We start from the raw sequence: 18875 nt of genomic DNA on the forward strand, positions 1-18875 counted from the left end.
TTTGCTTGCAGTGCATGGAATCATTTTTTGGAGGACAGCCTGCGCAGCTCCTCCAGCGCCTCCTCCAGACCCTTGGACCTGGCGGAGGGATTGCCCCGCAGAATCCGGGCGGCCCGGGCATAGGCCTTGTCGGAGGTGGAGCGGATCCGCTCCCGCTGGCGCTGGAGCTTTTCCAGGGCCTCGGCGATCTCGGAGCGCTTCTCGTCCAGATACTCGGCGGAGAGGTCGGTGGCGGAGTCCAACTTCTCCCTGTACTGCTCCAGACCTTCGGCAAGGGTCTGTACCACGCTGAGCTTCCAGGCCCGGCGGCGCTGGACGTTCTCCTGCATCTGGGAGCGCAGGCTGGCCCTGCGGAGGGCTTTTTCCATGGCCCGCTCCTGCCGCAGGCCCTCCAGGCGGAAACGGCCCTCGTCCAACTTGTCGCGGAAGCGCTGCAGGTCCTCCTCCGCAAAGGCGGAGTACACCTCAAGCCGCTTCTGGATGCGCTGGAGGTCTTCGTTGTTCTGGGCCAGAGTTTCCAGCATCTCCCGCAGGTTCATGGCCGCGTTGAAGGACTGGACGGCGTCCACTGTGGTGGCCACGGCCAGCAAAAAGGCGGCAGGCTGGGCGATTCCCTCCGGAATCTTCAAAACAAGCCGCTGGATGGGCGGATGGACAACCTCCACCAAAAAGATGGAGAAGGCGCCCCAGCCAAGGGAACAGAACAGGCAGATGTGGCCGTTGAGGTTCAGGGGCTTGTCGCTGTAGTCCCAGTACCGCACGCGGAAGAGCCGTTCCATGGCGGCGCCCGTAAAGTATTCCAGAATGGTGGCGGCGATCATGCCCAGCAAAAAGACCAGGAAGAGGTTGTCCTGAACCGAGAGCGTTGCCAGCAGGATGATCAGCGCCCCGGAGCCGTAGATGGGAAGCAGGGGGCCGTGGAGAAAGCCCCGGTTGACCCATGTCTTCTTCCGCACTGAGACCAGGCAGGACTCCCAGATCCAGCCGCAAAAGCAGTAGAAGAAAAAGAACAGAATCCACTGGGACAGGGTGTAGTGGGACATGAAACCTCTCCTTTTTCAATGGGATTGTATCAGTGTAGCACAAATGCAGGCGGGATTCAACCAAAGAAGCGGCGCCGCCTCAGGCGGCGCCGCGTATCACCGGGCTTCTTCCGAAATGGGCCTTACCAGAACCTCCAGCACCCGGCGGTGATCCACCTCTTTGACGGTGACGTCCAGACCCTCCCATCGGAATCGGTCGCCGGATTGAGGCAGCCGGCGGAGCTGCTCCACCACCCAGCCCGAGACCGTGCTTGCGTCACACTGGCCGCGGATGGAGAAGAGGTCATAGAGGTCTGAAAGGTCAGCGCTGCCGGAGATGAGATAGCTGCCGTCGCCCTGGGAACGGAAATACTCCGAGACCTCATCGTGTTCATCCCAGATCTCACCCACCAGCTCCTCCATGATGTCCTCCATGGTCACAAGGCCCTCGGTGCCGCCGTACTCATCCACCACCACGGCCATATGCAGCTTCTTTGTCTGAAGCGTCCGCAGCAGCTGGTCCACCCGGGTGTTGGGCGCGGTATAGTGGATGGGGCTGATGCAGGCGGAGATGTCGCCCTGGCCCCGGTAGCGGGCGGAGTAAAAGTCCTTTTCGTGGATCACGCCGATGATATCGTCAATGCCCTCGTGATAGACCGGGAGCCGGGAGTAGCCGCTTTCGGCAAAGGAGGCGGCGATCTCCTCTATGGTGGCCTGGTCTGAGATGGCGGCAATGTCCACCCGGGGCGTCAGAATATCGCCGGCCTCCAGATCGCCGAAGGTGATGGCCGAGCGGATCAGCTCACTTTCGTGCTGATCCAACCCGCCTTCGTTCTCCGCCTCGGAAACCATGGTGATCAGCTCTTCCTCCGTGATGCCCTGGCTCTCCCCCGTGCGGAAGATGGCGCTGAGCAGCCGCTTCCACTGGGCAAAGAGGAAGTTCAGCGGCCGCAGAATCACAAGGAAGACGCGCAGCACCGGCGCAGAGGCCATGGCAAATTTCTCCGGGTTCTCCTTGGCCAGGCTCTTGGGGGAGATTTCACCGAAGATCAGGATGACCACGGTGAGTAACACTGTGGAGACCGTGGGACCGTATACGCCCGCCAGGCGGGTGAACAGCACCGTGCCCACGGTGGTGGCGGTGATGTTCACGATGTTGTTGCCGATGAGGATGGTGGAGAGCAGCCGGTCATATTCCTCCGACAGGGAGAGGGCCAGCGCCGCCCGGCGGTCGCCGCCGTCGGCTTTGCTTTTCAGCCGGATTCGGTTCAGGCTGGAAAAGGCAGTTTCTGTGGCGGAAAAATAGGCGGAGAGGCATACAAGGGCAAGAATTGCAATGGTCATTGTGATACTGGGACTGTCCATGAGGACTCATCACTCCTTTTCAATCATCAAAACGAAGGTTTAATGGCGCTGCCGCCGGGTCTGTTCGCCGCCCTCTGTCCCCGCGCGTATGGATAAAAAATACAGACAGGAACCGTCCCATTACAAAAGAGAATGGGACCGTCCCTGTCGGCAATGTTCTATGTATATGGCGGGTAACGGCGGTTCGTCCACTGAGATGACTCCTTTTCCAAAGTAGGGCGAAAGAGATGCACAAGTGCTGTCAGTATACCATGGCACAGGGAAAAAGGCAATTAACGTTTTGTTAAGAAAGCTCCCGCCAGGGCGGCGGGAGCTTTCCTCTTACAGCAGGTTGTAGAGAATCTTTGCCATTTGTCCCCGGGAGATGGGGGAGTTGGGTTTGAAGGAACCGTCCTCATAGCCGCTGATGACGCCCTGGGAGACCATGGTGGAGACATAGTAGGAGGCATAGGCGGGAATGGCGGCCGTGTCGGTGAAGGACAGGGCGGATTCCGTGTAGCCCTTGGGCTGGGTGCGGCCCATCATGGCCGCCGCCTGGGCCCGGGTGATGGAGGAGGCGGGATTGAAGTACAGCCGGCCGTCGGAACCCATGGTGCCGTTGAGGATGCCCTCGGTATACAACGCCTTCACCGCAGTGAGGGCGAAGTCTCCGATTTGACCCAGGTCCGCAAAGGGGAGCTCCACAGACTCGTACTGGCTGGCGCTGAGCCCCAGGTAGCGGTACAGCATCACGGCGAACTCCTGGCGGGAGATGTTGCGGGAGGGGCGGAAGGTGCCGTCGGCATAGCCGGTGGTGATGCCGGAGGTGTAGAGGTAATCCACATAGGCGGAGGCCCAGTAATTGGCGGTGTCGCTGAAGTGGGGAGCCTGGGCGGTGGAGGCCGCGTCCGCCGAGGCGCGCCTGACATTGCCGGAGGCGTCAGTGGCAATGATGCTCACCCGATGGCCATTGCCGTCGCCCACCGCCACGGTGGCGGAGACAGCGCCGGTGGATTCGTTGTAGTTGAAGGAAACCGCCTTGCCGTCCACTGTGACGGAGATGTTCGCCTTGGGCAGCAGGCCGTCCACCTCGTCGGACACGGCGCCGCTCAGAGCCGTGCCGGCGAGGGAGGCTGTGACGGCGGGAGCGGTCTGATCCACAATGTCGTTGTAGGAGCACACGATCTGATCCAGATAGATGGTACCGGAGGGCGTTGTGCCGGAGACGGTCAGGTCGGTGACGGACGCGGCGCCCTCGGGCAGCTTGACGCTGAGCTGCTTCCAGCCGGTGAAGTCCAGAGTGCTCAGCGTCACCGAGCCGTAGTTGACGCCGTCAAAGGTGGTGGCGGAGAGGGTGTTGCCGGAGCCGTCGCCGTAGACCCAGAGGTTCAGCCGGTTGTAGTTGGCCTTGAAGTGAAGGGAAGTGAGGAACAGCGAGGCGCTGGAGGTGGCCTCGTCCAGGGCATAGCTCAGCGCGCCGGAGGCCTTGCCGAAGCGGACGGTCTCCACGTTGGTGTTGCGCTCCAGCGCGGTGCCGGAGGTGGAGGCGCTCCAGTCGGGCAGGCCCTCCTCAAAGTCCTCCAGGGTGTTCAGGGACAAAGAGGTCACGCGGATGGGCACTGAGACGCTCTTTCCGCCGCCGGAGACGGTGAGGGTGCCGGTGGCGGGCTGGAGGGAGGCGGTGAACTTGCCGTCGGCATCCACCGTGCCCACGTCACCGGAGATGCTCCAGGTGTAGGCGCTGGCAGAGGAGAAGAGGGAGAGGTGGTTATACGTGGCCTTGGGAATCAACTGGACGCTCTCCCCCGGGGCGATGGTCACCGCCGAAAGGGCTCCGGCGGGGCCGGAGATGCTGAGGCTGTCCACCGTGTCCACCGTGTGAATGACCGCGCTGCCGCTGCGGCCATCTCCGGAGGCGGTGACGGTGACGTCGCCGCTGTAGGCGGGCAGGACCACGGCGCCGTTTTCAACGGTGCCGTCGGTGGAGGACAGGTCATAGCCCGCGTCCATGGGGATATAATTGGTGTCCACGCCGGAAGCGGACACCTTGACCGTGCTGCCGGTGAGGGCGTAGGAGCTTTCGGGCTTGACATAATAGTGGCTCAGAATGCCAGTGGAGGAGCTGGAGGCCACCAGGAACACATGGTTGGACACGGACCGCTCCGACCCCTCGGAAGGGGAGTTGATGGTGGAGGCGGAGGTGGTGTCCGGAGAGGTGACGGAGAGCGTGGTGGAGCCGCCGCCGTCCAGGCCAAGGGCGGTGACGCAGCCCAATTCCACCATCCGCTGACCCACCTGGGACAGCGTGGCGCCGATGCTGTGGCCGCTCTTGCGGCCGTCCACGGTGTAGAATACCAGCGTACCGTCGGCCTTCTGGCCGATGGCGGTGCGGGGCGCCTGTCCGCTGGGAAGGCTGGAGGCAACCACGCCGCCTGAAACAAGGGAGTAGAGGGCTCCCACGGCGTACTCCACATCATTCCAGCGGGTGTCGGAGGCGGTGACGGACAATGTCAGCGTCTGGCCCGGCATCAGATTTTTCAGTGCGTCTGTGTAGTAGGCGCCGGTCTTGTTGTTGGCGGAGAGCACCACACTGTCGGCGCCCACAGCGGTGGCCGAGGCGTCGGTGAGCACCTGCTCCACCTGGAGGGTCATCTCCGTGCCGATGGACAAAGAGCCCTCCACAATGGAGCAGACCACGTCCACGCCCGGCTCAGTGGTGCCGTTGGTGTGCCTGGCGTTGAAATCGTATGTATAGAGGTAGATGCCGCCCTCGGAGAGACGGGCCTTGTTCACGTCGGCAATGGAGCGGACGACGGTCTGGCCGGAGGCGTTCTGCCCCAGGTCGACGGAGTACTTGATACCCGGCTTTCCAAGCACCGCGGTGCCGTCGGCGCAAAAGCCGATGGCATGATAGGCGGAGGCGCCGGTGCGGATCTGCCCCTCTGTGATCACGAGGCCGATGGGAACGCCGTTTCCTGTGTTGTAAAAATCGCCGTTGATCCCGGCGACCACCCGGTAGCCCTGGGCTTCCAGCGCTTTTGCGGTGGCGGAGACGGTGGAGCGCTGGGTGATCGCGCCGCCGTAGGTGACGATGGGCGTGACGGATTCGCTGGGAACGTAGGTCACCACGTTCTCCGTCCGCAGATCGGAGTACGCGCTGCTCCAGAACACGCTGGTGTTCAGCTGCGTCTGCTCATGCAGACCGGTGGAGACGCTGGTCAGGTCGTCACCCATGGCGTAGGATGCCGCTGCGGACAGCGATGCGCTGGCCAGCACCGCCGCCAGGATCAGGGATGTTGCTCTGCACAGGAACTTTCTCATGCGTTGCCTCCATTTTGTACGTTTCTTGTGGTATACATAATACCGGTACAGTCCCACATAGCATAGCACGCTCCGGGAAAAATGTAAACCGTAAAATCTTTGGGAATCCCTGTGAGACAGGTTTTCCTTTAGACGAAGCGGGAGAGGAAAAAGTTGCACACTGTGCATAAAGTTAGCGCAGAGGTAAACAGGAAGGGGAAAAAGCATAGCCGGAAGCATCGGCTTCCAGCTATACGGCGCTTGATCAGCACTCCACCCGAAAATCACCCTGTTCCCGGGCGCTGGCGCGGCGGGCCTTGTCCGCCGAAAGAGCCTCCAGCAGCGCGCCAATGATCTGGTTGGAGACAAGAAAGCCCGTGGCCGTCAGGTGCCACCGGCCGTCCTCCTCAAGGGCGTAGCCGGCCTGGGCAAAGCGGTGCATCAGCGGTTCCAGCGGATCAAAGCGCCGGCGGAAGGTCCGCTCGAACTCCCTCACATCCAGCCCAAGGGATGTCCGCAGCCGCAGCATGATGTACTCTGTGTCCCGCTCCGTAAGCGGGATGCGCTCCGATTCGCTGACCATGGGCGAACCGGTCAGAACGCCCCGGATGTAGCCCTCCAGGTCCCGGCCGTAGGCGTAGCGGACGCCGCCGAAATCCGAGTGGGCTCCGGGGCCGAAGCCCGCGTACTCCTGCAGCGTCCAGTACTTCAGGTTGTGGCGTGAGGCATGGCCCGGGCGGGCAAAGTTGGAAATCTCGTACTGCCGGTATCCCATGTGCTGCAAAAACTCCACCGTGTAGAGGTACATGTCCGCCTGCAGGTCGTCCCCGGGCATGAGAAGGCTGTCTTTGGCCTGATAGAGGGGCGTGCCCTCCTCCACCTTCAGCCCATAGCAGCTCAGGTGGTCCGGGTCCAGGGCCACGGCGGCGGAGAGGTTCTCCTGCCAGCGCTCCATGGTCTGCCCCGGCAGGCCGTAGATCAGGTCCAGCGACACATCGGGGAAACGGGCCTTCCGGGCGGTTTCCACGGCGGTGCGGACCTGGTCCATGGTGTGGATGCGGCCGATGGCGCGCAGTTCCGCGTCGTCTGCGGACTGCATCCCAAGGGAGACGCGGTTGAAGCCGCAGCGCCGCAGGGCGCGCAGGTCCTTGAAGCTGCCGGCGGAGTCGGGGTTGGCCTCCAAGGTGATCTCGGCGTCTTTCGCCACGGCGTAGTGCTTCCGGACGACCTTTAAAATAGCGCACAGCCGGGATGCTCCCAAACAGGAGGGGGTTCCCCCGCCGAAATAGACGCTGTCCACGCTGTGGCCCCGGGCACGGGGAGCGGCCTCCCTCAGATGGGAGCAGAGGGCCTTGGCGTACGCATCCATCCGCTCTTCCCGCCCCGGCAGGGAGTAGAAGTCACAGTAGATGCACTTGCTTTTGCAAAAGGGGATGTGAATGTAAAGCCCCAGGGGGCGTTTTGCCTCTTTCATGCGGAATCTCTCCCATCCAATCGTTGAATCCGCACATAGTGTAGCGCCTTTGGCCGGCTTTGGCAAGGAAAAGGGGATAGTTTTCTCAAAAAAGGGAGAAACTACAAAGCGGAAGGAGGCAGCGATATGACACCTAAGGAGTACCAGTCCTATGTCAAGCAAAAGCAAAAAAAATCCCCCCTGGCCAAGAACATGCTTCTGGCCTTTGTCATCGGCGGAGCCATCTGCGTGCTGGGGCAGCTGATTATGAACGGCTTCAGCGCGCTGGGCCTGGGGAAGGAGGACGCGGGGACCGCCACGTCCGTGTCCCTGGTGTTTCTCTCCGCGCTGGCCACTGGAGTGAACCTTTACAACAAGTTGGCGCGGTTCGGTGGGGCGGGCACGCTGGTGCCTATCACCGGCTTTGCCAACGCGGTGGTCTCGCCGGCCATTGACTTCAAAAGCGAGGGCATCATTACCGGCATGGCCACCAAGATGTTCCTCATCGCCGGACCGGTGATCGTTTTCGGCGTTACAGCCAGCGTGATTTACGGCGTGATTTTGTGTCTGATGGGGGCATAGCAAAAGGCGGGGGAATTTTCCCCCGCCTTTTGCTATTGGCCCTCCTCCGTCTGGGGAGTGGATTCAAAGTAGTCCTCCGGGACCTCCCGGCGGACCAGCTCCTGGGTGCCGTCGGCACGGCAGATCAGAACGTCGATGGACATTTACTTCACCCCCCACAGCTCAATTTTTGCCCCGGCCCCGATATGGTCGGAGTCGCTGGTGCCGGAGAGCACCAGGACGCTGAGGTCTTCGTAGGTGTAGGTTGTGCTTTTTCCATAGACAAAAGTGCCTCCAAAAGTGATGCCGCGCAGGTACTGGGCGGGGTTGTGGAGGATGAGCGCGATCATATAGACGGAGTTCAGGCTGGAGCTTGATGAGTAAAACCTGCCCAGGCCCACGAAATCAGAGCCCAGGTTGCCCATGGAGTTGCAGGAGCATTTGGAGGCGGTTCCGCCGGAAGGGGAGTACCACCAGCTGCAGGTTCCGACACTGGTGGGCGTCAGTACGCCCACCAGATACTTCCAGTCGGCAAAATGGATGTCGGAGACGTCCACCTCCACCCGGGTGGCCGTCTCCTGAGTGACCACCTCTTTCAGCTTGTGGTACTGGAGCTTGGCCCCCAGCGCACTCTCCAGTTTCTGGTTGTCGGCGTTGAAATCCGTGCGGAGGATGCGGTCGTTGTCCTCCCACTGGTTGAGCCCATAGGTTTGGGTGTGGTTCATAAGCGCTCCTTTCATTGTGAAACATACAGGAAATCAACCTTCCACCCGTTTTTGCGTAAATTTGTACAGCCGCGTGCAACCGGAAAAATCTTGTGGGACAGAGAAGAATGTGGTATAACGGAGGAAGAACATAAAATAAGGAGTGTTGCAGATGAAGACCATCCACACCGACCTGGCCCCCGCGGCAGTGGGCCCCTACTCCCAGGCAAAAGCCACCGAACAGTTCGTGTTCACCTCCGGCCAGATCCCCTTGGACCCTGTCACGGGCGCCCTGGTGGGCGATGACATCGCGGCTCAGAGCGAGCAGGCGCTGACCAATCTGAAGGCGGTTCTGGAAGAGGCGGGATCCGACTGCTCCAAGGTGCTGAAGACCACCTGCTTCCTCACCGACATGGGGAACTTTGCCGCATTCAACGAGGTGTATGCCAAGTATTTCCCCGACCGGCCCGCCCGCTCCTGCTTTGCCGTCGTCGCTCTGCCAAAGGGCGCGCTGGTGGAAGTGGAGGCAGTCGCGGAGCTGTAAAAAAGAAGGAGCAAATGCTCAATGTCATTAAATTAATCGTTTAGGCACACAGAAAAAATACCCGCCCAGTTTCAAACGGAGGCGGGTATTTTTATCACTTTTTGCGCTTTTACTTGGCGGGGAGGACAATGACCTGGCCTTCATAGATAGTGTTGGCGTTCTTCAGGCGGTCGGAATTGCGCTCAAAGATGGCCTTGTACTTCATCATATCACCATAGGCGGCCTTGGCGATGGAGCCCAAGCTGTCGCCGTACTTAATTGTGTACAGGGTCTCGCCCTCACCGGCCACGGGGGCGGGGATGAGAACGGCCTTACCCAGCTTCTCGGGCAGGGTGATTACGGTGCCGGCGGTCAGCTTGACATATTTGTTGGCCTTCTGCAGGGCGCAGCGCTGAGCGTTACTGCCGTAGAAGTTGATGCAGATGGTTCCCCAGGTGTCGCCCTTTTTCACGGTGTAGCTGCTGGGGGCGTCAGGGACGGCGGGAGCGGTGGACTCAGTGGGAGTTGTGGATTCGGTGGGGGCGGTGGACCGCACAGGGACATAGATGCCTCCCTCCTCCTCGATCACCGGCTTCTCACTTTGTGATACCAACTTCCCGGTTTGGGCATCGGAGCTGTCCAAGACAGTCAGAGTATAGCCGTTCTGCACCGTGAAGATCGGACCGCTCTCCGGCCCGGTTAGAGCAAAGCCATTCAGGTCAATGGCAATGTCGTGGGAGGGCACAGTTATGACTATGCCGCCGAACAGTCCGTCATAATCGCTGGATCCGATCACCACAGGGGCTGTCATCAATATGTCGCTCTCCAGCCGCAGGGAGACAGGCTGATCCTCGGTCTGAGACAGAATCGCTTGAAGCACACGCTCATAGGTCTGATCACCCACGGCAATCTTCTGGTCCGTTTCCGCGGCAAGGGCGGGGACGGCCAAACCCATGGACAGGGCGAGGGCCAGAAAAAGAGTTATAAATTTTTTCATGTTACGGACTTCCTTTCTCCTGTTTTATCGTGCCGATTTATGTGCGCCTTCTCCTTCCTCTCCGGGCCTAAATCCCACGGCACAGTAAACATAATCAAGGTCAGCCCGTATATTTCCGACGGACAGGCCCGGCGGGCGGGGAAACTCCCCGCTCCGGGCCATCGTCGGAAACATAAAAAGCGGTGTTGAGCGTATAACTCAACACCGCCTGACTGTAGTCAATCAAAGCGTAACACCAATCCCATTTTGACGGATAATGCTTGCAATAGAAACACTCCATCGGTATAATGGGAGGTACGGTGCAGTCTATCTGACTGTGGTGTTGAGTGGTGCTATCACTCTCCATCGGAGCATGGCGGGTTGCCGCCCGTCATGCTCTGCCGCTATTTATGTTTCCGCTCCAATTTTAACCGATTGCGCAAGGAATTGCAATAGCTTTCCACCAAGATATTGCAAAAATCCCCCTGTCCTGTTCAAGAGACGGACAGGGGGATTTTTTTGCTCAGCGATAAAACTATAGACCGGAACAATACAAAACCACCATATTTTTTGCGGCATTGCACAGGCTTGTTGTGAGGACAGCAAGAGCGTTAACTGTTCAGCTCAATTTTCTGCCCCATTCAGTTATGCGGACATTTTTCTGAAAAGCCTGTTTCGGGCCTCAAAAATGGACTTTTTCAAAGAGCAAATGCTTCTTTTTTATACCCCTCGGCAAAACCCTTGCATTTCCCGCGGAACGGCATGGCGGCCTTACGTCCGGATGATGAGGTTCGCCTGAGAGCGGGTCTGGTTGGCTGCAAAGTACTGGTTCTCCAGCGGAATCCACAGTGTGCGGAACTGCTCATAGCAGTCCTCCCCACCCCGCAGGCGGATGCGCCGGGCCTGTTCCTCCGGCGAGGTTTCCACAAATACCCGCAGATCATAGGCCCCGGGCCCAAAATAGGGGTGGCAGCTGTAGGTCCCCTCTATGATGGTGACGGGCCTTGCCTCCGCGCGGACGCTGCCACAGTAGCCGCCCTTGCGGCAGGAAAACCGCCGGTACTCAAAGGCTTCCCCCCGAATAAGGGGCGTGAGCACCTCCTCCCCAAACCGTTCGTAGTGGACGTTGCCCCGCTCCCGCCGCTCAGGGGTGCGCAGCTCCGGCGGCAGGAAGAAGTCGTCCATATGGATCAGCGTGCTGTCGTAGAGGGGGGCCAGCAGCTCCGACAGGGTGGTCTTTCCGCCGCCGCAGTTGCCGTCTAAGGCCACGACCACCCGCCCTTTCTTCCGCAGCAGGTCTTCCATGGCGCAAAGAAGGGGAAGCAGCTGCTCATACCGGACGGAGATCAGACGGTAGGCCGGGCGGTACAGCCGCCGGTAGGACTCGCTGTGGCGCAGCGGTGGAAGGGCGGAGAAGTCGTAGCCTGCCAAAAACCGGTCCAAAGTCTGAAGGTCAAAAGGGAACGCGTCTATGCTCTCCTTCAAATCGGACAGCCGCTGCAAAAAGCCGCCTACGCTGCCTCCACGCTCCTGGGCGGAGCGGAAGAAGAGACGGGCGACGGTCTCCGCCGGCAGCCCCGCCTCCCGGGCGGGCCCCAGATACAGCCGGGAGACCCGCTCACCGCAGGGCTCGCTGAGCGCCGCATCCGCCGGGGCGGAGGAGTATTCCTCCCGGATGAGCGGCAGGGCGGCCTCCGCATGGCGCAGCAGGTGTTCGCCGCCGAACTCCGCCTGATAGCAAAGCTTAACGGCGTCGGCGCACTCCATGGCGCCGTAGGCTTCGGCGTGGCGGAGGAGAATGGATGTAAACTCACTCATCAAGCATCAGATTTCCTTTCCGCAGGGCAATCAGGATGGCGGGAATCAGGACAAGCTGCAAGATGATGCCCGGGATGGCGTTGAGAAAGGCGCCGGAGACAAAGGCGGCCCAGGTGAAGCCGCCCAGCCCCAGGAGGAAGCACTCCGCGATGCCCCAGACCACACGGCCCGCCGCCATGGCCAGAATCAGCGAAACAAAGAGCATGCCGGTCTTCTTGGGCAGCAGGCGGTAAAAGATGCCGGTGAAGGCGCCATAGGCCGCCAGCTCAAAGGCCATGGCCATACCGGTGGGAAAGATCGGCGGCATGCCAAACATGGCAAAGCGCAGCAGCGGGGCGATGAACCCCACCGCCAGGCCGTAGGGCCAGCCGCACAGGAAGCCGCACAGCAGCACGGGCAGGTGCATGGGCAGCAGCATGCTGCCTATCTGAGGAATCTGGCCGGTGAGGAAGGGGAGCACCATGCAAAGGGCCAGCATCAGGGCGGATACCGTAAGTTTTTTCAGATTCATATGGATTTTCTCTCCTTTTATAATACGCGCGGCATCGCAAAAAACAAAAGGAAGGTATCTGTTTTCTGCTGAAAACAGATACCTTCCTGGTATCATGCGTGTAGGGCGACGCGAAAAACCGGCTGGGCCGGCGATGACCGGCTTCCTGCCGGTTCCAAAGTATTTTACCATAGGAAAGAGGCCATGTCAACCAAGTTTCGCTCAGAAAAACAACAGAAAGAACCCGATGACTGCGGCAAGCACGCCGCCGCAGCGGCCAAGAACCAGCGCGGCGTCGCTGGGCTCGGCGTCTTTGAACCGCCAGCCATAGCTGAGGTACCAGGAGGTTTGTGGCGAAATGGCGTTGAAGCCGCCTATGGCCAAAAGAAGCAGGCCGATGAAAGGCGAGTTGCCGGAGCTTTTTTCCGGCTGCTCTGCGCCGCCGGAGATCAGTTCCACCAGCGTGTCGCCGGGGATGTACCGGTCCTCTGAGTAGCCGTCGCTCCAGCCGCCGTGCCAGCCCATGTTGTCGTAGGTCCGAAAGTAGGTGGAGCCGTCGGGATAGGTGATCTCCACTGAACGGCCGTCCGCAGTGTACTGAAACACATCGCCGCCGCAGGTGATGGTCTGCTGCTCAGTGTCCACCACAAAGTCCCAGCCGTCCCGGCTGACCTCATAGGTGGTTGAGGGAGTCAGACTCCCGCAGGCGCACAGCAGGGCCAGCAGCAGGGCCAGCAGCGGAAAAAGACGAATTCGCATCCTGCACCTCCTTGGATGAATTCACAGCATAAACTTTTTTCTATTTTACCACAGGCCTTCGCCCGGGGGAAGAAAAAAGTTCTCCTCCCGCGCTCAGGCGGCGATTGCTGTTGACTTCCACCCATCGGTCGGATATCATAAATGCAGCCGCCGAAAGACGGCAAGGAACAAGCAAGGAGGCATACTATGGAGCGAGGCGCATGTCTTGTATGCGGGAAACCCCTGCGGTATTTTGACACGGCCCGGGAGATGGAGTGCGTGTTCTGCCATAAAAAGTTTCCATCCAACGCCAGCTGCGAGGACGGTCATTTTGTCTGTGATGACTGCCACGCGTCAAAGGGGCTGGCTGCCATCCGCTGGGTCTGCCTGCACAGCAGGCAGACCGATCCGGTGAAGATAGCACAGGAGATCATGGAGAACCCCTATGTCTACATGCATGGGCCGGAGCACCACGTGCTGGTGGGCAGCGCGCTGCTGACCGCGTATCACAACGCCGGAGGAGAGCTGGACTGGCCCGCCGCCCTCTATGAGATGGAGCGCCGGGGACGCCAGGTGCCCGGAGGAGCCTGCGGATTCTGGGGCTGCTGCGGCGCCGCGGCCAGCGCCGGCATGTTCGTCAGCATTGCCACCGGCGCCACGCCGCTGGAGCGGGAGAGCTGGGCGCTTTCCAACCGGATGACCTCCCTGGTGCTGGAGCAGATCGGCCGCCTGGGCGGTCCAAGGTGCTGTAAGCGCAATTCCTTCACCGCGCTGGTGATAGCCGTCCGCTTTGTCCGGGAGCATCTGGGTGTGGAGATGGATTTGGAAGGTCCCGTTGTGTGCGGCTTTTCCCCGGAAAACCAGCAGTGCCTGGGCCGGCGCTGTCCTTACCACCGGCTGGGCACGGGGGATATGATATAGGCATTAACGAAATTTATAGTTAAGATATCAAATTGTGTCTTTACTGATGGGGGGTTTCCCCTGTATAATTAATAAGGTTTGGGGTCTTTTGCGGCCCCTACAGAAGAAAACAAGAACCGGGAGGGCTTTTTATGGGACATTGCGCGATTGTTGGCATCAACTGGGGCGATGAGGGAAAGGGCCGGATGGTGGATCTCATCACCTCTGACTACGACGTGGTGGTCCGCTATCAGGGCGGCGGAAACGCGGGGCACACCGTGGTGAACGAGTTCGGCAAGTTTGCGCTGCACCTGCTGCCCTCCGGGATTTTCCGCAAGGACGTAGTCAACGTGCTGGGCAACGGCGTGGCGCTTGACTGCGAAAACCTGTGGATTGAGATGCAGGATGTGATGGACAAGGGCGTGGCGCTGACGCCGGAAAACCTGAAGGTCAGCGACCGGGCCTCTTTGCTGCTGCCCTGGCACCGGGATTTGGACGGATTGGAGGAGGCCCGGCTGAAGGACAAGAAGTACGGCTCCACCAAGCAGGGCATCGCTCCATTTTACAGCGACAAGTACCAGAAGAAGACGGTGATGGCCGGCGAGCTCCTCTATCCGGAGCACCTGCGCCGCCATCTGGCCGACCTTTTGGAGTGGAAAAACCTGACCCTTGAGAAGGTATATGGGGCCAAGCCCTATACCATGGAGGATCTGGAGCGGTGGATCGCTGAGTACGGCGAGAAGATCCGCCCCTATGTCTGCGACACAGGCGCGTTTTTGCGCAAGGCCCAGGAAGAGGGGAAGAAGGTCCTCTTTGAGGCCCAGTTAGGCGCCCTGCGGGACCTGGACTACGGCATCTACCCCTATACCACCTCCTCCAACGCCATCGCGGCCTATGCCCCCGTGGGGTCCGGACTGCCCTCGGCAAGGATTGAGGAGGTCATCGGTGTGGTGAAGGCCTATTCCACCTGCGTGGGAGAGGGCCCCTTCACCGCCGAGTGGTTCGGCGACGAGGCGGAGGAGCTGCGCAAGGCCGGCGGCGAGTACGGCGCCAAGACTGGCCGGCCCCGCCGTGTGGGCCCCATCGACCTGGTGGCCACCCGTTACGGCGTGATGATGCAGGGGGCCACCAACATCGCCCTGACCAAGTTGGACGTACTCAGCTATATGAAGAAAATCCCCGTCTGCACCCACTATGTGGTGGACGGAAGAGAGACCGACGAGTTCCCCTTCCCGGCGCTGTTGGATGCGGCCAAGCCTGTGGTCGAGTATGTGGATGGCTGGCAGTGCGACATCTCCGGCGCCCGGAAGTGGGAGGACCTGCCGGAGGCCGCCCGGAAGTATGTGGAGTTCATTGAGTCCCGCATCGGGTGCCGCATCGGCTATGTGTCCGTGGGCCCGGAGCGGGAGTCCATCGTCATCCGCTGAGCTGAGTCCCTCCCGCGCCTGGCGCGGGAGGGCTTTTAAAAGTCCACCGCTCCGATTATCTGACAGGAGGTTTGACCATGCGCAAAGACCGCTACGAATCGCCCCTGGCGTCCCGGTACGCCTCAGAGTATATGCTGCATCTCTTTTCACCGGACATGCGCTTTTCCACCTGGCGCCGGCTGTGGGTGGCTCTGGCCCGGGCGGAGCACACGTTGGGCCTGCCGGTCTCCGCGGAGCAGGTGGAGGAGCTGGCCGCCCATACGGAGGACGTCGATTACGACGTGGTGGCCGCCCGGGAGAAGGAAATCCGCCACGATGTCATGGCCCACATCTACGCCTACGGCCAGGTGTGCCCCAAGGCCGCCGGCATCATCCACTTGGGCGCCACGTCCTGCTATGTCACCGACAACGCGGACCTGATCCTCTACCGGGAGGCCCTGCGCCATCTGCGCGGCCAGCTGCTGGCGGCCATGAGTAACCTCTGTGACTTTGCAGAGCGCTACCGGGCCATGCCCACCCTGGGCTACACCCATTACCAGCCCGCCCAGCCGGTGACCGTTGGCAAGCGGGCCACCCTCTGGCTGCAGGATCTGGAGAGCGACCTTGCAGAGCTGGATTTTGTCATCGGCTCCATGAAGTTCCTGGGATGCCGGGGCACCACCGGTACGGAGGCCAGCTTTCTGGACCTCTTTGAGGGGGACACGGACAGGATCGACGAGATGAACCGGCTGATCGCCAGGGAGTTCGGCTTTGCCCAGTGCTTCCCGGTCTGCGGCCAGACCTATCCCCGCAAGACCGACAGCCGGATTTTAAACGTGCTCTCCTCCATTGCCCAAAGCTGCTACCGCTTTGCAAACGACCTGCGGCTGCTGCAGCACGACCGGCAGGTTGAAGAGCCCTTTGAGGACAAGCAGGTGGGCTCCTCCGCCATGGCCTACAAGAGAAATCCCATGCGCTGTGAGCGCATCTGCTCGCTGAGCCGCTATCTGATGGCCGACGCCATGAACGCCCCCATGACCGCCTCCGTCCAGTGGATGGAGCGGACGCTGGACGACTCGGCCAACCGGCGCATCTCCCTGCCTGAGGGATTCCTCTGCGCCGACGCCATACTGCGTCTCATGCAGAACGTCACCCGCGGCCTCCATGTCAATGAAAAGATTGTGGACCGTACGGTGCGGGAGTATCTCCCCTTCCTTGCCACGGAAAACCTGCTGATGGAGGCGGTGAAGCGCGGCGGCGACCGCCAGCAGCTCCATGAGATCATTCGCCGCTGCTCCATGGAGGCCACCGGGTGCATGAAGGAGGGGGAGCGGTGCGACCTTCTGGAGCGGCTGGCCGCCGAAAGCGCCTTTGCCATGACCGAAGAGGAGATGCAGGCGCTGCTGGACCCCGCCCTCTACACCGGCCGCTGTGCCCAGCAGGTGGAGCGCTACGTGGCCTCCATCCGTCCGCTGCTTTTGGAAAAAGAGGAGAACTGCCAGGAGATCAGCCTGTAAAAGCGAAATGCGCCGGAGAACAGAGGTTCTCCGGCGCTTTCATTTGCCCTATGGTCGGACAATAAAGTCTGCTGTCTGATTGCAACAAGGAACAGACAGAAAAAGGAATTTTTTTGTATTTTTTTACAGACAAAAATTACAGCCAACTTTTTTTGCAATTTTGTGGAAATTAACATTGACAGCGGACCGCTGTGGTGATAAACTGCGAAACATAAATTTTGCAGCGCACCGGAAGGGAACTTGCAAAAACAACGGAATACAGCAAAAGCGACGATGGAGAGAAGTACCTTGGGAGATCGGTTCCAGTGAGCGGGAGAGAGTGGGAACCCCGTACGCAGAGCCTGAGGGAATAACACTCCGGAGCGGCGAACCGAACGCACTGCAAGTAGGGGAGACGGGCTGCGGCCGTTATACCGCACGGGTTTAATGGAACCTTGAAAGGGGCTGCCTCATGGGCAGCAAGTTAGGTGGCACCGCGGATCGCAGCATTCGTCCTAAGGAGAAGGAGGAATGCTGCAAATTTGATTCGGAGGTGCCTTTTTATGTGTTCAATCATGGGATTCAGCAAAAAGACCGTCGGCCGGGAGGAAATCCGGGAGTATTTCGACCGGACGAAATCCCGGGGACCGGACATGTCCCGTGTGGTGGAGACCAAATCCGGGTATCTGTGCTTCCACCGCCTGGCCATCATGGGCCTGGAGGAAACCGGCATGCAGCCCTTTGAGCTGGAGGGCGACATGGTGGTGTGCAACGGCGAGCTGTACAACTGGCGGGGGCAGAAAGAGAAACTGGAGGAGCACTACCAATTCTGGAGCGGGAGCGACTGCGAGCTGCTGCTGCCCATGTACCGGGAGTATGGCCTGTCCATGTTCTCCCGGCTGGACGCGGAGTTTGCGCTGATCCTCTACGACAGCATGACCGACACGCTGGTGGCCGCCCGGGACCCCATCGGCATCCGGCCCCTTTTCTACGGCTATGACAGCGGGGACGCCATTGTCTTTGCCAGCGAGGCAAAGAACCTTGTGGGCCTGTGCCGGGAGATTCGTCCCTTCCCGCCGGGACACTACTACGCCTTTGGACGGTTTGTCCGCTATATGGACCTGACCACGGTGCGGGAGTACTGTGAGGATGATCTGGAAACCGTCTGCGCCAATATCCGGGAGAAGCTTGTGGCCGGCGTAAAGAAGCGGCTGGACGCCGACGCGCCCCTTGGGTTTTTGCTCAGCGGCGGGCTGGACTCCAGCCTGGTGTGCGCCATCTCCGCAAAGCTTTTGCATAAGCCCATCCGCACCTTTGCCATCGGCATGGATAAAGACGCCATTGATCTCAAGTACGCAAGAGAGGTGGCCGATTACATCGGCGCCGACCACACGGAGGTCTATATGACCCGGGACCAGGTCATCTCCTCTTTGGAAGAGGTGATCGCCATGCTGGGCACCTACGATATCACCACCATCCGGGCCAGCATGGGCATGTACCTCTGCTGCAAGGCCATCCACGAGCGGAGTGACATCCGGGTGCTGATGACCGGCGAGATATCCGATGAGCTGTTTGGGTATAAGTACACCGATTTTGCACCGTCGCCGGAGGCCTTCCAGCAGGAGGCCAAAAAGCGGATCGATGAGATTTACATGTATGATGTGCTCCGGGCGGACCGCTGCATCAGCGTCAACTCCCTGGAGGCCAGGGTACCCTTTGGCGACCTGGAGTTTGTGCGCTATGTCATGAGCGTGGACCCGGCTAAGAAGATGAACGTCTACCACAAGGGGAAGTACCTGCTGCGCCGCGCCTTTGAGGGCGACCTGCTGCCCCGCGACATCCTCTACCGGGAGAAGGCAGCTTTCTCCGACGCCGTGGGCCACTCCATGGTGGACGATCTGAAAGAGTACGCCGAGGCGGTCTACTCCGATGAAGACTACGAAAAGAAGCGGAAAAAGTACGGCTTCGCCATCCCCTTCACCAAGGAGAGCCTGCTCTACCGGGAGATTTTTGAACGATACTACCCCGGTCAGGCGCGCATGGTCAAGGACTTCTGGATGCCCAACAGGTCCTGGAAGGGCTGCGATGTCAACGACCCCTCCGCCCGGGTGCTGGCCAACTACGGCGGCAGCGGCGAATAAGAG

Annotated in this window: 15 protein-coding genes and 1 other annotated feature; of the genes, 6 read left to right on the forward strand and 9 right to left on the reverse strand. The window is 60.3% G+C overall.

Features of this window, described 5'->3' with window-relative positions; genetic code table 11:
• Positions 1-20: 20 nt before the first annotated feature.
• The 4 genes from KQI82_RS03230 to hemW form a co-directional block, all read right to left on the reverse strand.
• Positions 21-1043 carry a putative ABC transporter permease gene (locus KQI82_RS03230; RefSeq protein WP_216558673.1) on the reverse strand — a complete coding sequence of 341 codons (1023 nt, stop codon included), beginning with the start codon at positions 1041-1043 and terminating at the stop codon, positions 21-23.
• Positions 1044-1139: 96 nt separating this feature from the next.
• Positions 1140-2387, reverse strand: a complete 1248-nt coding sequence (locus tag KQI82_RS03235; protein ID WP_216558676.1) for an HlyC/CorC family transporter — start codon at positions 2385-2387, stop codon at positions 1140-1142.
• Between the two features lie 321 nt (positions 2388-2708).
• Complete coding sequence (locus KQI82_RS03240) at positions 2709-5687, reverse strand: S-layer homology domain-containing protein (protein WP_216558679.1); 2979 nt, start codon at positions 5685-5687, stop codon at positions 2709-2711.
• Positions 5688-5931: 244 nt separating this feature from the next.
• A complete protein-coding gene (hemW, locus tag KQI82_RS03245) occupies positions 5932-7140 on the reverse strand; it encodes a radical SAM family heme chaperone HemW (RefSeq protein ID WP_216558682.1) in 1209 nt (402 codons plus the stop codon).
• Positions 7141-7266: 126 nt separating this feature from the next.
• On the opposite strand from hemW, the gene spoVAC reads away from it, so the two are divergent.
• Positions 7267-7701, forward strand: a complete 435-nt coding sequence (gene spoVAC, locus KQI82_RS03250) for a stage V sporulation protein AC (protein ID WP_216558685.1) — start codon at positions 7267-7269, stop codon at positions 7699-7701.
• Positions 7702-7844: 143 nt separating this feature from the next.
• Here spoVAC and KQI82_RS03255 read toward each other — a convergent pair whose 3' ends face one another.
• The gene (locus KQI82_RS03255; RefSeq protein WP_216558688.1) at positions 7845-8420 is read right to left on the reverse strand and encodes a hypothetical protein; all 576 of its coding nucleotides are present in this window, start codon (positions 8418-8420) and stop codon (positions 7845-7847) included.
• A gap of 136 nt (positions 8421-8556) precedes the next feature.
• Here KQI82_RS03255 and KQI82_RS03260 point away from each other — a divergent pair, with 136 nt between their 5' ends.
• Positions 8557-8928 carry a RidA family protein gene (locus tag KQI82_RS03260; protein ID WP_216558692.1) on the forward strand — a complete coding sequence of 124 codons (372 nt, stop codon included), beginning with the start codon at positions 8557-8559 and terminating at the stop codon, positions 8926-8928.
• A gap of 109 nt (positions 8929-9037) precedes the next feature.
• Here the strand turns inward: KQI82_RS03260 and KQI82_RS03265 are convergent, their stop codons facing one another.
• The 4 genes from KQI82_RS03265 to KQI82_RS03280 all read right to left on the reverse strand — a co-directional run bounded on the left by KQI82_RS03265 (position 9038) and on the right by KQI82_RS03280 (position 12950).
• Positions 9038-9904: a LysM peptidoglycan-binding domain-containing protein gene (locus tag KQI82_RS03265; protein WP_216558695.1), complete on the reverse strand. Its 867-nt coding sequence runs from the start codon at positions 9902-9904 to the stop codon at positions 9038-9040.
• 750 nt (positions 9905-10654) lie between these two features.
• Positions 10655-11701: a uridine kinase family protein gene (locus KQI82_RS03270; RefSeq protein WP_216558697.1), complete on the reverse strand. Its 1047-nt coding sequence runs from the start codon at positions 11699-11701 to the stop codon at positions 10655-10657.
• Positions 11694-12212 (reverse strand): ECF transporter S component, encoded by a 519-nt coding sequence (locus KQI82_RS03275; RefSeq protein WP_216558700.1) that lies wholly within the window; start codon positions 12210-12212, stop codon positions 11694-11696. The genes KQI82_RS03270 and KQI82_RS03275 overlap by 8 nt, the downstream gene beginning before the upstream one ends.
• A 201-nt stretch (positions 12213-12413) precedes the next feature.
• Complete coding sequence (locus KQI82_RS03280) at positions 12414-12950, reverse strand: DUF6199 family natural product biosynthesis protein (protein ID WP_216558703.1); 537 nt, start codon at positions 12948-12950, stop codon at positions 12414-12416.
• 186 nt (positions 12951-13136) lie between these two features.
• Between KQI82_RS03280 and KQI82_RS03285 the strand changes: the two genes are divergently transcribed.
• The 4 genes from KQI82_RS03285 (at position 13137) to asnB (ending at position 18872) form a co-directional block, all read left to right on the forward strand.
• On the forward strand, positions 13137-13850 hold the full coding sequence (locus KQI82_RS03285) for a DUF5714 domain-containing protein (protein WP_216558707.1): 714 nt from the start codon (positions 13137-13139) through the stop codon (positions 13848-13850).
• A gap of 131 nt (positions 13851-13981) precedes the next feature.
• The gene (locus tag KQI82_RS03290) at positions 13982-15256 is read left to right on the forward strand and encodes an adenylosuccinate synthase (protein ID WP_216558710.1); all 1275 of its coding nucleotides are present in this window, start codon (positions 13982-13984) and stop codon (positions 15254-15256) included.
• Between the two features lie 77 nt (positions 15257-15333).
• Entirely contained in the window at positions 15334-16752 is a 1419-nt protein-coding gene (purB, locus tag KQI82_RS03295; RefSeq protein ID WP_216558712.1) for an adenylosuccinate lyase, read from the forward strand.
• Between the two features lie 261 nt (positions 16753-17013).
• Positions 17014-17252: a binding site (T-box leader), on the forward strand.
• A 42-nt stretch (positions 17253-17294) separates the two neighbouring features.
• Complete coding sequence (asnB, locus tag KQI82_RS03300) at positions 17295-18872, forward strand: asparagine synthase B (protein WP_216558716.1); 1578 nt, start codon at positions 17295-17297, stop codon at positions 18870-18872.
• The last annotated feature ends 3 nt before the right edge of the window (positions 18873-18875 follow it).

It is taken from the genome of Dysosmobacter acutus (assembly GCF_018919205.1).
Taxonomy (GTDB): domain Bacteria; phylum Bacillota; class Clostridia; order Oscillospirales; family Oscillospiraceae; genus Oscillibacter; species Oscillibacter acutus.

Coding starts and splice junctions, on each gene's coding strand:
- KQI82_RS03230 (WP_216558673.1), bottom strand. CDS start 1,043: ATGTCCCACTACACCCTGTCCCAGTGGATTCTGTTCTTTTTCTTCTAC.
- KQI82_RS03235 (WP_216558676.1), bottom strand. CDS start 2,387: ATGGACAGTCCCAGTATCACAATGACCATTGCAATTCTTGCCCTTGTA.
- KQI82_RS03240 (WP_216558679.1), bottom strand. CDS start 5,687: ATGAGAAAGTTCCTGTGCAGAGCAACATCCCTGATCCTGGCGGCGGTG.
- hemW (WP_216558682.1), bottom strand. CDS start 7,140: ATGAAAGAGGCAAAACGCCCCCTGGGGCTTTACATTCACATCCCCTTT.
- spoVAC (WP_216558685.1), top strand. CDS start 7,267: ATGACACCTAAGGAGTACCAGTCCTATGTCAAGCAAAAGCAAAAAAAA.
- KQI82_RS03255 (WP_216558688.1), bottom strand. CDS start 8,420: ATGAAAGGAGCGCTTATGAACCACACCCAAACCTATGGGCTCAACCAG.
- KQI82_RS03260 (WP_216558692.1), top strand. CDS start 8,557: ATGAAGACCATCCACACCGACCTGGCCCCCGCGGCAGTGGGCCCCTAC.
- KQI82_RS03265 (WP_216558695.1), bottom strand. CDS start 9,904: ATGAAAAAATTTATAACTCTTTTTCTGGCCCTCGCCCTGTCCATGGGT.
- KQI82_RS03270 (WP_216558697.1), bottom strand. CDS start 11,701: ATGAGTGAGTTTACATCCATTCTCCTCCGCCACGCCGAAGCCTACGGC.
- KQI82_RS03275 (WP_216558700.1), bottom strand. CDS start 12,212: ATGAATCTGAAAAAACTTACGGTATCCGCCCTGATGCTGGCCCTTTGC.
- KQI82_RS03280 (WP_216558703.1), bottom strand. CDS start 12,950: ATGCGAATTCGTCTTTTTCCGCTGCTGGCCCTGCTGCTGGCCCTGCTG.
- KQI82_RS03285 (WP_216558707.1), top strand. CDS start 13,137: ATGGAGCGAGGCGCATGTCTTGTATGCGGGAAACCCCTGCGGTATTTT.
- KQI82_RS03290 (WP_216558710.1), top strand. CDS start 13,982: ATGGGACATTGCGCGATTGTTGGCATCAACTGGGGCGATGAGGGAAAG.
- purB (WP_216558712.1), top strand. CDS start 15,334: ATGCGCAAAGACCGCTACGAATCGCCCCTGGCGTCCCGGTACGCCTCA.
- asnB (WP_216558716.1), top strand. CDS start 17,295: ATGTGTTCAATCATGGGATTCAGCAAAAAGACCGTCGGCCGGGAGGAA.